The organism is Actinotalea caeni, from assembly GCF_009733795.1.
In the GTDB taxonomy this organism is placed as follows: Bacteria; Actinomycetota; Actinomycetes; order Actinomycetales; family Beutenbergiaceae; genus Pseudactinotalea; species Pseudactinotalea caeni.
Window position 1 is genome coordinate 273,674 of the sequence record NZ_WNXX01000002.1, and the last position, 15,628, is coordinate 289,301.

Here is a 15,628-nt window from a genome sequence, read left to right on the forward strand (position 1 = left end):
GGTGTGGCGCTCGATCCCTCGCTCCCGTTCGCACGGGCGCACGCGGTGGCGGCCGGGGTGAGCCGGCGCAGGCTCGAGGGACCGACCTACCAGCGGCTGTTCCAGGGCGTCTACGTGGGTGCCGATGTCACGGTGACACCGGCGGTGCGTGTCCGTGGCGCGCTGCTGGCGGTGGAAGGAGCGGCAGCGTACGGCGTGACCGCGGCCGAGCTGAGAGGTCTGCCGGTCCCCGCGGACGAGGACACCCACCTGCTCGTCCCGCCCGACGCGCCGCGCTGCCGCCGGGCGGGCATCGTGGTGCACCGTGGGGTGCGACGGCTCAGCTCGCACCTCGGGCTGCCGCTGACGACGACGGCGGAGACGTTCGTCGACGTCGCTGCTGAGCACCCGCTCGTGGACGCCGTGGTGCTGGGCGACGCGATCGTGCGGGAGGGGTACGCCTCGCCGGCCCAGCTGGTCAGGGCGTCCGCTGGCACGTCCCGTCGCGGCGCACCCCGCGCCCGGCGCGCCGCCGCGCTCGTGCGGCCGCGGGTCGCGTCACCGCCCGAGACGCGGCTGCGCCTGCTCGTGGTCCTCGGTGGTCTGCCGGAGCCTGCGACCGGCTACGAGGTCCGCGTCGCGGGCCGGACCCGCTACCTCGACCTCGCGTACCCGGACTGGCGGGTCGCCGTCGAGTACGACGGCCGCCACCACGTCGAGCGTGACCTGCAGTGGAGCGACGACGTCGAGCGCCGCGAGGACCTCGACCACGAGTCGTGGCGGGTCGTCACCGTGACCGGTCTGCAGATGTGGCAGCCCGAGCGCGTCCTCGGCCGCATCCGGCGCGCCCTGCACACCGCGGGTGCCCCGCTCCCGCCCGCCAGCCAGCAGTGGCGGCGGCACTTTCCGCACGCCTAGGCGGCGCAGCGGGGGAGCGCACGGCGGCGTCGGGTGAGGGTGGCGGGACTGGCGCGCAGAAGTGACCACCTGGGCCACGAATGTCACGCCGCAGCCTCGGTTCCCGTACCGAAGTGACCGCAGAGCCACGAATGCACGTGGTGCGCCGCGGGGCGGGCGAGCCGCGCCGAGCCGAGCGGGGTTGGGTGCGGGTGCCGGCGTGGCAGGGCACGGGTCGGGTCAGACGCCGGGACGACGGGAGCGGCAAGACGTGCGGTGACAGTGCGGTGAGGGTGCGCCGGGCGTGCAGAAGTGACCACCTGGGCCACGGATGCCCTGCCGCAGCCTCGATTCCCGTACCGAAGTGACCGCGACGCCACGAATGCACAGCGCGCCGAGCTGGGTGGGCCCGCGGGGCGGGCGCGCTGCACCGAGCCAAGGCGGAGTGGGTGCAGGCACAGGCGGGGAAAGGGCACGGGTCGCGTGAGATGCCGAGCCGGGGTGGGTGCAGGCGCAGGCGGGGAAAGGGGACGGGTGGCGTGAGATGCCAGGACGAGGGAGCGGCACGAAGTGCTGTGAAAGGAGGGCGGTATGCAGAAGTGACCACCTGGGCCACGAATGTCACGCCGCAGCCTCGGTTCCCGTACCGAAGTGACCGCAGCGCCACGAATGCGCGCCGCGCCTTACCGTGCCTGTGGGGCGGGCGAGCCGGGTCGAGCCGAGCCGGGGTGGGCGCAGGCGCAGGCGGGGCAGGGGCACGGGTGGCGTGAGATGCCGGGGCGAGGGGGCGGCTAGAAGTGCGGTGAGGTGTCGGGGTGCGTCGGTGTGCAGAAGTGACCAGCTGGGCCACGAATGTCACGCCGCAGCCTCGGTTCCCGTACCGAAGTGACCGCAGCGCCACAAATGCACGCCGCGCCGCGCAGGGTCGGGGCGGGATGAGCCGCCCCTCGGGACGTGTACGACGTCACCTCAGGAGCCGGACCGCACCCCTGACCGCGCGGAAGGCAACCACCTCGAGACGCGACGCTGCAGCTCGAGCCGTCCCGACCCCGCCATCCCAAGCCCACGTCGCAGAAGCACCGCAGAACCGGGTGCCGCGACGCGCGGAGCCGCCCGAGCCCGTCGCGGACGCACCGCGGTACCAAGCGCCGCGACGCCCAGACCCGACCGAGCGGTCGCGCCGCAGCACCAGGTGCCGCTCCGCGCAGACGTGCGCACGCTCGCTCCCAGGGACACGCGCCCCTAGTCTTCCGTCAGCCCAGCAGAGTCCTCACACGCGGTGCCACAGGGCGTGGCGCATGTCGTGGTTGAGGGTGGCGATGACGTCCTGCGGGATCTCCTTGGGGCAGACCGCGGTGCACTCGCCGATGTTCGTGCAGCCGCCGAAGCCCTCGAGGTCGTGCTGGTGCACCATCGACAGCACGCGGCTGTGGCGCTCCGCCTGGCCCTGGGGGAGCTCGGCGAGGTGGGTGATCTTCGCGCCGAGGAACAGCGAGGCCGAGCCGTTGGGGCAGGCCGCGACGCAGGCGCCGCAGCTGATGCAGGTGGCGGCGTCGAACGCGCGGTCGGCGTTCTCCTTCGGTACCGGGGTGGCGTGCGCGTCCGGGGCGGCGCCGGTGTTGACCGACACGTAGCCACCGGCGGCGATGATGCGGTCGAACGCGGAGCGGTCGACGCACAGGTCGCGCAGCACCGGGAAGCCGCTGGCGCGCCAGGGCTCGATCGTGATCTCGTCGCCGTCGGAGAACGACCGCATGTGCAGCTGGCAGGTCGTCGTGACCTCAGGGCCGTGCGCGACGCCGTTGATCATGAGGCCGCACATGCCGCAGATGCCCTCGCGGCAGTCGCTGTCGAACGCGACCGGCTCCTCGCCCTGCGCGGTCAGCCGCTCGTTGAGCACGTCGAGCATCTCGAGGAACGACATGTCAGGGGAGACGTCCTCGATCGGGTACGTCTTCATCTCGCCCTGCGCGTCGCCGCTCGCCTGGCGCCAGATCTTGAGGGTCAGGTTCACTTGTAGCTCCGCTGCTTCATCTCGACGAACTCGTAGACGAGGTCCTCCTTGTGCAGGACCGGCGCGCTGGGGTCGCCACCCCACTCCCACGCCCCGACATAGGCGAAGTTGGCGTCGTCACGCAACGCCTCGCCGTCGGGGGTCTGGGACTCGGCGCGGAAGTGCCCGCCGCAGGACTCCCGGCGGTGCAGCGCGTCGATGCACATCAGCTCACCGAGCTCCAGGAAGTCGGCTACCCGGCCGGCCTTCTCGAGCGACTGGTTGAGCGAGTCGCCGGTACCCAGCACACGCACGTCGCGCCAGAACTCCTCGCGCAGCGCGCGGATCCGCTCGATCGCGGTGCGCAGGCCCTCGGCCGTACGCTCCATGCCGCAGTACTCCCACATGATGTGGCCGAGCTCGCGGTGGAAGCTGTCGACCGTGCGGGAGCCGTTGATCGACAGCAGCCGCTGCACACGGTCCTCGACGTCGGCACGCGCCTCGACGACCTCGGGGGCGTCGGGCGCGACCGCCGGGAACGGCCCGTCCGCGAGGTAGTCGCGGATCGTGTTCGGCAGCACGAAGTACCCGTCGGCCAGACCCTGCATGAGCGCCGAGGCACCCAGCCGGTTGGCGCCGTGGTCGGAGAAGTTCGCCTCGCCGATCACGAACAGGCCGGGGATCGTGGACTGCAGGTCGTAGTCGACCCACAGCCCGCCCATCGTGTAGTGCACCGCGGGGTAGATCCGCATCGGCACCTGGTACGGGTCCTCGCCGGTGATCCGGGAGTACATGTCGAAGAGGTTGCCGTACTTGGCCTCGACGGCGGAGCGCCCCAGGCGCTGGATCGCCTCGGCGAAGTCCAGGTAGACGCCGCGACGCTTGTCGCCGACCATCGGCCCGACACCGCGTCCCTCGTCGCACATGTTCTTCGCCTGCCGGGAGGCGATGTCGCGCGGCACGAGGTTGCCGAAGCTGGGGTAGATCCGCTCGAGGTAGTAGTCGCGGTCCTCCTCGGGGATGTCCCGGGGGTCCTTGTCGCAGTCCTCGGCGCGCTTCGGCACCCAGATGCGGCCGTCGTTGCGCAGCGACTCGCTCATCAGCGTGAGCTTCGACTGGTGCTCGCCCGAGACCGGGATGCAGGTCGGGTGGATCTGCGTGTAGCAGGGGTTCGCGAAGAACGCGCCCTTGCGGTGCGCCCGCCAGCTCGCGGTGACGTTCGACCCCATCGCGTTGGTCGACAGGAAGAACACGTTGCCGTAACCGCCCGAGGCGAGCACGACGGCGTCGGCCAGGTGGGTCTCGATCGCACCGGAGACCATGTCGCGGGTGACGATGCCGCGGGCCTTGCCGTCGACGACGATCAGCTCGAGCATCTCGTGGCGCGCGTAGGGCGTCACGGTCCCCGCGGCGACTTGGCGCTCCATCGCCTGGTAGGCGCCGATGAGCAGCTGCTGGCCCGTCTGGCCGCGCGCGTAGAAGGTGCGCGAGACCTGCACGCCGCCGAAGGAGCGGTTGTCGAGCAGGCCGCCGTACTCGCGCGCGAAGGGCACGCCCTGCGCGACGCACTGGTCGATGATGTTCGCGCTCACCTCGGCGAGCCGGTACACGTTCGACTCGCGCGAGCGGTAGTCGCCGCCCTTGACGGTGTCGTAGAAGAGACGGTGGATCGAGTCGCCGTCGCCCTTGTAGTTCTTGGCGGCGTTGATGCCGCCCTGCGCCGCGATCGAGTGCGCCCGGCGCGGGGAGTCCTGGTAGAAGAACGCCTGCACCCGGTAGCCGGCCTCGCCGAGCGTCGCCGCGGCCGAGGCGCCTGCGAGCCCGGTGCCGACGACGATGATGCTGAGCTTGCGGCGGTTCGCGGGGTTCACCAGGCGGGCGTCGAAGATGCGCTGCGTCCAGCGCTGGTCGATCGGTCCGCGCGGCGCCTTGGCGTCGCTGATCGGGTCGCCGAGCGTGTAGTAGCCGGCGGCGTCGTCCTGCACGGGCGCCTCCTTCTCCTCGACGGCGGTCCCGGCGGGTGCGGAAGATGCGGATGACACGGCAGTCACGTCCCTCACTGGATGATGCCGACCAGCACGCTCAGCGGCACGAGCGAGAAGCCGCCGGCGATGACGATCGCGAGCGTCAGCCCGAAGCCCTGGGCGATGCGGTAGCGCTTCTTGGTGCTGGTCAGACCGAGCGTCTGCAGCGCGCTGAACGCCCCGTGCCGCAGGTGCATGCCGAGGGCGACCATCGCGACCAGGTAGATCAGCGTGACCCACCACAGCTCGAAGCCCTCGACGAGCCGCAGGTACGGGCTGTCGCCACCGGTCCCCGCCGGGTCGATCGTGTGGGTGGTCAGGTGCAGCAGATGGAAGACCACGAACGCCAGCAGCGCGACCCCGCCCCACCGCATCGTGCGTGACGACAGCGTCGCCCGCACGGCCTTCTTGACGACGTAGCGCTGGTCGCGTGCCTTGTTGGCCCGCGACCACAGCGCGAACGCGGCGCCGGCGTGGCCGACGAGCGAGGCCACCAGCACGACCCGCATCACCCACAGGAAACCGCCGTAGGGCAGCATCGGGGTGAGCAGCTCGCGCAGGTGGTGCGCGTAGGTGTCGAAGGTCTCCTGGCCGCCGAAGGCCATGAGGTTGCCGTACATGTGCACGAGCACGTAGAGGACGAACACCACACCGGTGACCGCCATCAACAGCTTCAGTGCGATCGTGGACGCTCGGCCGGTGCGGCGCCCGGATGCCGTCGTGGTCACCTGCACACCGTATCGCCATCCGAGGGGTCTCTTGACCATCCCGACCTGCCGCGATATAGGCGCGCTCGGCCTGCCGAAAACCCCCACGGGCGGCCACTAGGCTCGGCACGTGGCCGAGGGTCTGAAGTTCTGCGCGATCGTCCCTGCGGGGGGTGCGGGCACCCGGCTGTGGCCGCTCTCGCGCGCCGGGAACCCGAAGTTCCTGCTCGACCTGACCGGAACCGGTCGGACGCTGCTGCAGGCGACCTGGGACCGGCTCGACCCGCTGGTCGACGGGCTGGTCGTCGTCACGGGGGAGCGCCACGCCGAGGCAGTGGGCGCGCAGCTGCCGGGTCTCGCCGCCGAGGACCTCATGGTCGAGCCGAGCCCGCGCGACTCGATGGCCGCGATCGGGCTCGCGGCCGCGGTGCTCGCGCACCGGTACCCCGACGCCGACCTCGTCGTCGGCTCGTTCGCGGCCGACCACGTCATCACCGAGCGGGCGGCGTTCGCGGACGCGGTCCGCACCGCCGTCGAGGCGGCCCGGCGCGACCTCGTCGTCACGATCGGCATCGAGGCCGACCACCCGTCGACCGCGTTCGGCTACGTCGAGACCGGCGACCCGGTCGACGACGTGCCCGGCGCCTTCGCGGTGCGCGCCTTCACCGAGAAGCCCGACGCCGAGACGGCGGCCGCCTACCTCGCGACCGGCCGGTTCCGCTGGAACGCCGGCATGTACGTCGCGCGGGCGGGTGTGCTGCTGCGGCACCTGCAGCGCTACCAGCCCGTCATGCACGAGGGTCTCCAGCGGATCGCCGCGGCCTGGGACACCCCCGAGCGCGCCGCCGTGCTCGCCGAGGTGTGGCCCGGCCTGACCCGTATCGCGATCGACCACGCGATCAGCGAGCCGCTGGCCGCCGAGGGCGGCATCGCCGTCGTGCCGGCGGTGCTCGGCTGGAGCGACGTCGGGGACTGGCGCTCGCTCGCCGAGCTCACCCCGACCGGCCCCGACGGCGTCACCCGCGTCCTCGGCGACGCCGGCCTCGTCCGGGCGCCCGCGGGCGAGGGCGCGCTGGTGGTGCCGGCCTCGGGCCGCACGGTCGTCGTGCTCGGGGTCCCGGACGCCGTCGTCGTCGACACCCCGGACGCGCTGCTGGTGAGCACCCGCGCGCACGCGCAGGACGTCAAGCGCGTGGTGGACGCGCTCGCCGCCGAGGAGCGCACCGACCTGCTGTGAGCCACCGGCCGGCGTCCGACGCTCGGCCGCTCCCGGACGCGCGCGAGCCGGGCCACGTGGCCGCGACTACCCTTGGCGCGTGCCAGCCAACCCCGTGACGACCGAGGACCTCACCGCGCAGATCGTCGAGCGCACCCGCGCACTCGAGCCCGAGCTCGTCGAGATCCGGCGCGACATCCACCGGCACCCGGAGGGCGCGCGGACCGAGCACCGGACCACCGCGCTGGTCGCCGACCGCCTGCGCGCGGCAGGGCTGGAGCCGCAGCTGCTGGCGGGCACGGGGCTGTACTGCGACGTGCTCCCGAAGGGCGTCGACGCCACCGAGGCACGCCGGCTGCGCCGGGTCGTGCTGCGCGCCGACCTCGACGCGCTGCCCCTCGCCGAGACGTCCGGGCTGCCGTTCGCCTCCACCAACGGCTGGGCGCACGCGTGCGGCCACGACGTGCACACGACGACCGTGCTCGGCGCGGGGCTCGTGCTCGCCGAGCTCGCCGAGGCCGGGCAGCTCACCGCAGCGGTGCGGCTGCTGTTCCAGCCCGCCGAGGAGGTGCAGCCGGGCGGCGCGGGCGACGTCATCGCCGCGGGCGTCCTCGAGGGCGTCGACGAGGTCTACGCGCTGCACTGCGACCCCAAGCTCGACGTCGGGCACATCGGCTCCCGGATCGGGCCGATCACCTCGGCCTCGGACACGGTGACCGTCACGATCACCAGCGACGGCGGGCACACCTCGCGCCCGCACCTCACCGGTGACGTCATCTACGCGCTCGGGCAGGTGATCACGCAGGCGCCGGCGGTGCTCGGCCGGCGCATCGACCCACGCGCGGGCGCCAACCTCACGTGGGGCTCGGTGCAGTCGGGCACGGCGCCGAACGCGATCCCCTCGCGAGGCGTCGTCACCGGCACGCTGCGCTGCCTCGACGAGGGCGCCTGGCAGCAGGCCGAGGAGATCCTCGAGGAGGTCATCGCTCAGATCGCCGCGCCCTACCGGGTGGGCATCGACGTCGACGTCACCCGCGGGGTGCCGCCGGTCGTCAACGACGAGCCGTGCGTGCGCCGGATCGACGACGCGGCCCGCCGGCTGATCGGGTCGCACGCGGTGCTGCTCACCGAGCAGTCGCTGGGCGGCGAGGACTTCGGCTGGTACCTGCTGCGCACGCCAGGCGCCATGGTGCGGCTCGGCACCCGCACCCCGGGCGGCCGCAGCTACGACCTGCACCAGGGCGACATCGTCGTCGACGAGGCGGCGATCGGGTTCGGCGTCCGCGTGCTCGCCGGCGTCGCCGCCCTGCCCGAGGACGTCTGACCCCTCCGGCACCGAGGTCGCGTCGGTCGCCGCGGTCGCCGTCGGACCGGGGGTCGGCGCGCCCCGCCGCGCCCGCGAACCCGCGCGAGGGCTACATACCAGTTGGGTAACAAACAAGCCCCCGTCTCACGATGCAACACACCGGAAACACGGCGCGGGGTTATCGTCGGCAGCCGAGTCGCCGGTGAGGGGCCGGCCGACGGCAACCCGCCGCACCCCTGGTGGGTGCTCACCATGAGTAGGAGACCCACGTGAAGAAGTCCATCTACGGCTTCGCGACCCTCGCGGTCGCGGCGCTCGCCCTCACCGCGTGCGGGCAGGCCCCCGAGGAGGAGCCCGAGCCCACCGGTGCCGAGACCACCACGACCGACGACGGCGGCGAGGCGACCAGCGACGTCGTCGCGTGCCTGGTCTCCGACGCGGGCGGGTTCGACGACCAGTCGTTCAACCAGGCCGGTTACGAGGGCCTCCAGCGCGCCGACGCCGAGCTGGGCATCACCATCAACTCGATCGAGTCGGCCACCGACGCCGACTTCGGCCCGAACATCGACGCGATGATCCAGGAGGGCTGCACCTACGTCATCGGCGCCGGCTTCCTGCTCGAGAACGCGATCCAGGCGGCGGCCGAGGCCAACCCCGACATCAACTTCGGTCTCGTCGACTCCGGCTTCTCGGACGACGACTTCAACCCGATCGAGCTCGACAACGCCAAGCCGCTGCTGTTCAACACGGCCGAGGCCGCGTTCCTCGGCGGCTACGTGGCCGCGGCGATGTCGGAGACCGGCACGATCGCGACCTATGGCGGCATGGCCATCCCGTCGGTCCAGGTGTTCATGGACGGCTACTACGACGGCGTCGCCCAGTACAACGAGGACACCGGCTCCGACGTGACCCTGCTCGGCTGGGACAAGGAGGCCCAGCAGGGCGACTTCACCGGCGACTTCGACAACCAGTCGAACGGCCAGAACCTCACCCAGACGTTCCTCTCGCAGGGCGCCGACATCATCCTCCCGGTCGCCGGCCCCGTCGGCCTGGGCACCGGTGCCGCGCTCGAGGCCAACGGCTCCGGCGCGATGGTCTGGGTCGACAGCGACGGCTATCTCACGACCGACTACGGCTCGCTCATCATCACCTCGGTGATGAAGGAGATCGGCGCCGCGGTGTTCGACTCCATCGAGGAGCAGGTCAACGGCTCCTTCTCGAACGAGCCCTACATCGGCACCCTCGAGAACGGCGGCGTCGGCCTGTCGGAGTTCCACGACTTCGAGGGCGAGGTGCCCCAGGAGGTCGTCGACCGCGTCGAGGAGCTCAAGCAGCAGATCATCTCCGGCGAGCTCGTCATCGAGTCCCCGAACTCTCCGTGACGACCGCGTGAGCACAACGACTCCGGGGTGGCCGTGCAACGGTCGCCCCGGAGTCGTCTCGGGGTAGTGTCCGTGGTCACCACCGACGTGGGTGGGGAGAGGGAGCAGCCGTGAAGCTGGAGCTGCGGGGGATCACCAAGACGTTCGGGTCGTTCGTCGCCAACGACGCGATCGACCTCGTCGTCGAGCCGGGCGAGATCCACGCCATCCTGGGCGAGAACGGTGCCGGCAAGAGCACGCTGATGAACGTGCTGTACGGGCTGTACGAGCCCGACGGCGGTGAGATCGTCATCGACGGTGAGCCCGTCGCGTTCTCCGGCCCGGGCGACGCGATGGCCGCCGGCATCGGCATGGTGCACCAGCACTTCATGCTCGTGCCCGTCTTCACCGTCGCCGAGAACATCGTGCTCGGACAGGAGCGCGTCCGCGGCGCGGGGCTGCTCGATCTCGAGGCCGCCCGCCGGCTGGTCCGCGAGACCGCGGAGTCGCTCGGCTTCAGCATCGACCCCGACGCGCGCATCGAGGACCTCTCGGTCGGCGAGCAGCAGCGCGTCGAGATCGTCAAGGCGCTGTCGCGCCAGGCCGAGGTGCTGATCCTCGACGAGCCGACGGCGGTGCTCACCCCGCAGGAGACCGACGAGCTGATCCAGATCATGGGCCGGCTCAAGGCCTCCGGCACCTCGATCATCTTCATCACGCACAAGCTGCGCGAGGTGCGTGCGATCGCCGACGCGATCACGATCATCCGGCTCGGGAAGGTCGTGGGCAGCGCCGACCCGACCGCCACCGAGACCGAGCTCGCCTCGCTCATGGTCGGCCGCTCGGTCAACCTCGGCGTGGACAAGGCGCCCGCGACTCCGGGGGAGCCCGCGCTGACGGTGCAGAACCTCGTCGTGCACGACGCCAACGGCGTCGAGGTCGTCAAGGACGTCAGCCTCGAGGTCGCGCGCGGCGAGATCGTCGCGCTCGCCGGCGTGCAGGGCAACGGCCAGACCGAGCTGACCGAGGCGATCCTCGGCACGGGCCCGACGAGCGCCGGGCGCATCGAGCTCGACGGCCGTGACATCAGCAGGCTCGGGGTGCGCGAGCGTCTCGACGCCGGCATGGGCTTCGTCCCCGAGGACCGCACCACCTCCGGGATCGTCGCCGACTTCAGCATCACCGAGAACCTCGTGCTCGACCTCGTGGGCGAGGCCCCGTACTCCTCCTTCGGCGCGCTCAACGTGCGCTACCTGCGCGAGAACGCCGAGGACCGCGTCAAGGAGTTCGACGTCCGCACGACCTCGATCGAGCGGCCGGTCGGCACCCTCTCGGGCGGCAACCAGCAGAAGGTCGTGCTCGCGCGCGAGATGTCCCGACCGTTGTCGCTGCTGGTGGCCTCGCAGCCCACCCGCGGCCTCGACGTCGGCTCGATCGAGTTCGTGCACAAGCGGATCGTGGCCGAGCGCGACAACGGCGCCGGCGTGCTCATCGTCTCGACCGAGCTCGACGAGGTGCTCGCGCTCGCCGACCGCATCGCCGTCATGTGCAACGGGCGGCTCGTCGGCGTCGTCGACGGCGGCGAGGACCGCGACGTGCTCGGTCTCATGATGGCCGGGGTGCCGGCCGAGGAGGCCCGCAAGGAGGCCGCGCGTCACCACACCGTGCTCGGCGAGGCCGACCTCGAGGCGGACCCTGAGTCCTCGGTCGAGCCGGTGCCGCAGCCGATCACCGACGACCAGGTGGAGGAGAACCGATGACGCAGGACGACCGGCGCGAGGGCTCGCGCGGCCCGGACCCCGCCGTCGAGGACGCGACGCCGGCGGCCCCCGCCGAGACCGGTCCCGACGTGCCGCACGCCCCGCCGTCGGAGCCGCGCCCCACCACCTCGGTGACGCGCCGCGTGCTCGAGGACATCACGAGCTCCTCGTGGCTGATCACGGTCGGCGCCGTCGTGCTCGCGATGGTGGTCGGCTCGGTGCTCATCCTCATGGGCGACACCGAGGTGCAGGCCACCCTCGGCTACCTCTTCCAGCGCCCGAGCGACTTCTTCCGCGAGTCGTGGCGGGCCATCTCCGAGGCCTACCTCGCGCTCTTCCAGGGCGCGGTGTACGACTCCCAGGCGCCGACGCCCGAGCGGCGGATCCGGCCGCTGACCGAGAGCCTGACGATCGCGACGCCGCTGATCCTCGCCGGGCTCGGGCTGGGGCTGACGTTCCGCGCCGGCCTGTTCAACATCGGTGGTCAGAGCCAGATCGTCCTCGGCGCGATCGTCGGCTCCTACCTCGGCTTCGCGCTCGAGCTGCCGGTGGGTGTGCACGTCCTCGTCGTGCTGCTGGGCTGCGCGCTCGGCGGCGCGGTCGCCGGTGCGATCCCGGGGTTCCTCAAGGCGCGCTTCGGCGCCCACGAGGTCATCACGACGATCATGCTCAACAACACCTCGCGGTTCTTCCTGCTGTGGGTGCTGGGCACGGCCGCCTTCGCCAGTGCCACCCCGCAGGTCTCGCCGCTGCTGGAGAGCACCGCGCGGCTGCCGCTGCTCATGGGGCCCGGCTTCCGCCTGCACCTGGGCTTCGTGCTCGCGCTCGCGGCCGCGTTCCTCGTCTGGTGGCTGATGGAGCGGTCGGTGCTGGGGTTCCGGCTCCGTGCCGTGGGCGCCAACCAGGAGGCCGCGCGCACCGCGGGGATGAGCGTCGAGCGCAGCACCGTCGTCTCGCTGGCGCTGTCCGGGCTGCTGTGCGGCCTCGCAGGCGCGATGCTCGTCGCGGGCACCGAGTGGAAGCTCACGAGCTCGGTCGCCGGCACGATCGGCTTCGACGCGATCACGGTCGCGCTGCTCGGGCGCAACCGCCCGGTCGGCACCGTGCTGGCGGGTCTGCTGTTCGGCGCGCTCGCCGCCGGTGGCCGCATCATGGCCTCGCGTGCCGGCGCCGAGGCCGAGCTGGTCACCGTCCTGCAGGCGGTGATCGTGCTGCTCATCGCGGCGCCGCCGCTGGTCCGCGCCGTGTTCCGACTGCCCGACCCCGCGGTGATCCGCCGCCGTCGTGAGGAGGTGGCCGCGTGACCGCCGTCGTGACCGAGACCGAGGACACCGCCGTCGTCAAGCCGCGGTCGGTGACCCGTCCCGTCGTCGGGTTCGGCCTGATCGCCGTCGTCGCGGTCGTGCTGATCCTCACCGTGCCGCCGGGCGACGCGCGCGTCCAGCTGACCCGCGGCCCGGAGGCCCTGCAGATCCCGCTGATGACGCTGCCCGCGACGCTCGCGGTCGGCGTCCCCGCCGCGATCGCCGCCGTGCTCGCGGTCGTGGCGCTCGTGCAGGTGCTGCGCACCCGCCGCACGGTCCCGATGTGGCTGACGGTCGCGGCGGGTGGGTTCCTGCTGCTGGCGTTCCTCGTCCACCTGGTCTCCGGCAAGAGCTCGGTGCTGCCGCTCACCGACCTGCTGGCCAGCACGCTGTTCCTCGCGACGCCGCTGATGTTCGGCGCGCTGTGCGGCGTCGTCTGCGAGCGGGTCGGCATCGTCAACATCGCGATCGAGGGCCAGCTGCTCGGCGGCGCGTTCGCGGGCGCCGTCGTGGCCTCGCTCGCGGGCGGCAACCCCTACGTGGGTCTCGTCGCCGCCCCGATCGCCGGCGTCGGCGTCGGTGCGCTGCTCGCCTGGTTCTCGATCCGCTACCAGGTCAACCAGGTCATCACCGGCGTCGTGCTCAACGTGCTGGTGCTGGGCCTGACGACGTTCTTCTTCAAGGGCCTGCTCACCGAGCTCGACGGCTGGAACGACCGGTCGCGGTTGCCGGCGCTGCCGATCCCGCTGCTCTCGGACATCCCGGTGCTCGGGCCGGTGCTGTTCCGGCAGAACCTGCTCGTGTACCTGCTCTACGCGATCGCGATCACGCTGCACGTCTACCTGTTCCGCTCCCGCTGGGGGCTGCGGGTGCGCGCGGTCGGCGAGCACCCGAAGGCCGCCGACACCGTCGGCATCGACGTCAACCGCACGCGGTGGCGCAACACGCTGCTCGGTTCGGCGATCGCGGGTCTGGGTGGGGCGTTCTTCACGATCGGCCAGGGCCTGGCGTTCGGGATCGACATCACCGCCGGCTCCGGCTTCATCGCGCTCGCGGCGCTCATCCTCGGTCGGTGGACCCCGAGCGGCGCCATCGTCGCGGCGCTGTTCTTCGGCTTCGCCGCGGCGCTGAGCCAGTCGCTGCGCTCGTTCGGCGTCACGCTCGACTCGAACATCCCGCTGATGATCCCCTACATCGTCACGCTGTTCGCCGTCGCCGGCTTCGGTGGCAAGGTGCGCCCGCCGGCGGCCGAGGGCATCCCGTACGTCAAGTGACCACGGGCGCCCCGGCGCCCGACGGCGGAAGGCAGGATGGCACTGTGAGCTCGATCGACTGGGAGGCGCTGCGAGCGGCAGCGCGCGAGGTGATGACCCGCGCCTACGTGCCCTACTCGCACTTCCCGGTGGGGGCGGCGGCGCTGACCGACCGCGGCGAGGTCGTGGTCGGCTGCAACGTCGAGAACGCCGCCTACGGCGTGACGCTGTGCGCGGAGTGCTCGCTGGTGTCGGCGCTCGTCACCGGTGGCGGCGGGCGGCTGGTCGCGTTCACCTGCTGCGACAGCCGGGGCTCGCGGCTGATGCCGTGCGGCCGCTGCCGCCAGCTGCTCTGGGAGCACGGCGGGCCGGAGCTGCTCGTCGACACCGTCTCCGGGATCAGGCCGATGACCGAGGTGCTGCCCGACGCGTTCGGGCCCACCCAGCTGGAGGAGGGGACGCAGCGTGACTGAGCGGTTCGACGCCGTCGACGTCATCCGGACCAAGCGCGACCGGGGGGAGCTGAGCGACGACCAGATCGACTGGGTCGTCGACGCCTACACCCGCGGCGTCGTCGCCGAGGAGCAGATGTCGGCGCTCGCGATGGCGATCCTCCTCAACGGCATGAGCCGCCGGGAGATCGCACGCTGGACGGCCGCCATGATCGCGACCGGCGAGCGCATGGACTTCTCCTCGCTGAGCCGGCCGACGGCGGACAAGCACTCCACCGGCGGCGTGGGGGACAAGATCACGCTGCCCCTCGCGCCGCTGGTCGCGACGTTCGGGGTGGCGGTGCCGCAGCTGTCCGGGCGCGGCCTCGGCCACACCGGCGGCACGCTCGACAAGCTCGAGGCGATCCCGGGCTGGCGTGCGGCGCTGTCGAACGAGGAGATGCTCGCCCAGCTCGAGGAGGTCGGCGCGGTCGTGTGCCAGGCCGGCTCGGGCCTCGCGCCCGCCGACCGCAAGCTGTACGCGCTGCGCGACGTCACCGGCACGGTCGAGTCGATCCCGCTGATCGCGAGCTCGATCATGAGCAAGAAGATCGCGGAGGGCACCGGGGCCCTTGTGCTCGACGTCAAGGTCGGCTCCGGTGCGTTCATGAAGAGCCTGGACGACGCGCGCGAGCTCGCCCGCACGATGGTCGACCTCGGCACGGACGCCGGCGTGCGCACGGTCGCGCTGCTCACCGACATGTCGACCCCGTTGGGGCTGACGGCGGGCAACGCGCTCGAGGTCCGGGAGTCGGTGGAGGTGCTCGCCGGCGGCGGCCCGCCCGACGTCGTCGCGCTCACGCTCGCGCTGGCGCGCGAGATGCTCGCCGCGGCGGGCAAGCCGGACGTCGACCCGGCCCCTGCGCTCGCCGACGGTCGCGCGATGGACACCTGGCGCCGCATGATCGCCGCGCAGGGCGGCGACCCGGACGCGCCGCTGCCCGTCGCGCGCCACACCGAGCAGGTGCTCGCGCCCGCCGACGGCGTGCTCGTCCGCCTCGATGCGCTGGCCGTCGGGGTCGCCGCGTGGCGCCTCGGTGCGGGCCGGGCGCGGCGCGACGAGGACGTGCAGGCGGGGGCGGGCGTCGAGATGCACGCCAAGCCGGGCGCCGTCGTGCGCGCCGGCGAGCCGCTGATGACGCTCCACACCGACACCCCCGAGCGGTTCGAGCGCGCCAAGGACGCGCTGGCCGACGCCGTGACGATCGCGCCGGAGGGCGACCGCGCCGCCGTCGGGCCGGTGGTCATCGAGCGCGTCGGCTGAGCACACCCCTCCGGTGCCGCTGCGTCGGGCCACCATGTCGCTGCGCTACGCTCTGGGCATATTGATTCTTCCT

At 72.3% G+C, this 15,628-nt stretch carries 12 protein-coding genes; 9 read left to right on the forward strand and 3 right to left on the reverse strand.

Annotated features, from left to right (window positions below; translation table 11 throughout):
* Nucleotides 1–57 precede the first annotated feature (57 nt).
* Nucleotides 58–897, forward strand: coding sequence for a hypothetical protein (locus GPA02_RS03160; protein ID WP_162457688.1), 840 nt, complete (start codon nt 58–60; stop codon nt 895–897).
* A 1,249-nt stretch (nt 898–2,146) separates the two neighbouring features.
* Here the strand turns inward: GPA02_RS03160 and GPA02_RS03165 are convergent.
* The 3 genes from GPA02_RS03165 to GPA02_RS03175 all read right to left on the reverse strand — a co-directional run bounded on the left by GPA02_RS03165 (nt 2,147) and on the right by GPA02_RS03175 (nt 5,621).
* Nucleotides 2,147–2,890, reverse strand: coding sequence for a succinate dehydrogenase/fumarate reductase iron-sulfur subunit (locus GPA02_RS03165; RefSeq protein ID WP_156198389.1), 744 nt, complete (start codon nt 2,888–2,890; stop codon nt 2,147–2,149).
* Entirely contained in the window at nt 2,887–4,854 is a 1,968-nt protein-coding gene (locus tag GPA02_RS03170) for a fumarate reductase/succinate dehydrogenase flavoprotein subunit (protein WP_240133851.1), read from the reverse strand. Before GPA02_RS03170 ends, GPA02_RS03165 begins: the two co-directional genes overlap by 4 nt.
* A 71-nt stretch (nt 4,855–4,925) precedes the next feature.
* Nucleotides 4,926–5,621: a succinate dehydrogenase cytochrome b subunit gene (locus GPA02_RS03175; protein ID WP_338027440.1), complete on the reverse strand. Its 696-nt coding sequence runs from the start codon at nt 5,619–5,621 to the stop codon at nt 4,926–4,928.
* A 109-nt stretch (nt 5,622–5,730) separates the two neighbouring features.
* On the opposite strand from GPA02_RS03175, the gene GPA02_RS03180 reads away from it, so the two are divergent.
* The 8 genes from GPA02_RS03180 (at nt 5,731) to GPA02_RS03215 (ending at nt 15,555) form a co-directional block, all read left to right on the forward strand.
* Complete coding sequence (locus GPA02_RS03180; RefSeq protein ID WP_240133843.1) at nt 5,731–6,837, forward strand: mannose-1-phosphate guanylyltransferase; 1,107 nt, start codon at nt 5,731–5,733, stop codon at nt 6,835–6,837.
* A 79-nt stretch (nt 6,838–6,916) separates the two neighbouring features.
* Entirely contained in the window at nt 6,917–8,140 is a 1,224-nt protein-coding gene (locus GPA02_RS03185; RefSeq protein WP_420809348.1) for an amidohydrolase, read from the forward strand.
* Nucleotides 8,141–8,391: 251 nt separating this feature from the next.
* On the forward strand, nt 8,392–9,504 hold the full coding sequence (locus GPA02_RS03190) for a BMP family lipoprotein (protein WP_156198391.1): 1,113 nt from the start codon (nt 8,392–8,394) through the stop codon (nt 9,502–9,504).
* Nucleotides 9,505–9,614: 110 nt separating this feature from the next.
* Nucleotides 9,615–11,243: an ABC transporter ATP-binding protein gene (locus GPA02_RS03195; RefSeq protein ID WP_156198392.1), complete on the forward strand. Its 1,629-nt coding sequence runs from the start codon at nt 9,615–9,617 to the stop codon at nt 11,241–11,243.
* On the forward strand, nt 11,240–12,547 hold the full coding sequence (locus tag GPA02_RS03200; RefSeq protein ID WP_156198393.1) for an ABC transporter permease: 1,308 nt from the start codon (nt 11,240–11,242) through the stop codon (nt 12,545–12,547). Before GPA02_RS03195 ends, GPA02_RS03200 begins: the two co-directional genes overlap by 4 nt.
* Nucleotides 12,544–13,821 (forward strand): ABC transporter permease, encoded by a 1,278-nt coding sequence (locus tag GPA02_RS03205; RefSeq protein WP_240133844.1) that lies wholly within the window; start codon nt 12,544–12,546, stop codon nt 13,819–13,821. The genes GPA02_RS03200 and GPA02_RS03205 overlap by 4 nt, the downstream gene beginning before the upstream one ends.
* Nucleotides 13,822–13,865: 44 nt before the next feature.
* Nucleotides 13,866–14,273: a cytidine deaminase gene (locus tag GPA02_RS03210; RefSeq protein WP_156198394.1), complete on the forward strand. Its 408-nt coding sequence runs from the start codon at nt 13,866–13,868 to the stop codon at nt 14,271–14,273.
* Nucleotides 14,266–15,555, forward strand: coding sequence for a thymidine phosphorylase (locus GPA02_RS03215; RefSeq protein ID WP_156198395.1), 1,290 nt, complete (start codon nt 14,266–14,268; stop codon nt 15,553–15,555). The genes GPA02_RS03210 and GPA02_RS03215 overlap by 8 nt, the downstream gene beginning before the upstream one ends.
* The last annotated feature ends 73 nt before the right edge of the window (nt 15,556–15,628 follow it).

Bases quoted from the DNA above. Each gene is read 5' to 3' on its own strand.
- GPA02_RS03200 (WP_156198393.1), top strand. From the start codon at position 11,240: ATGACGCAGGACGACCGGCGCGAGGGCTCGCGCGGCCCGGACCCCGCC.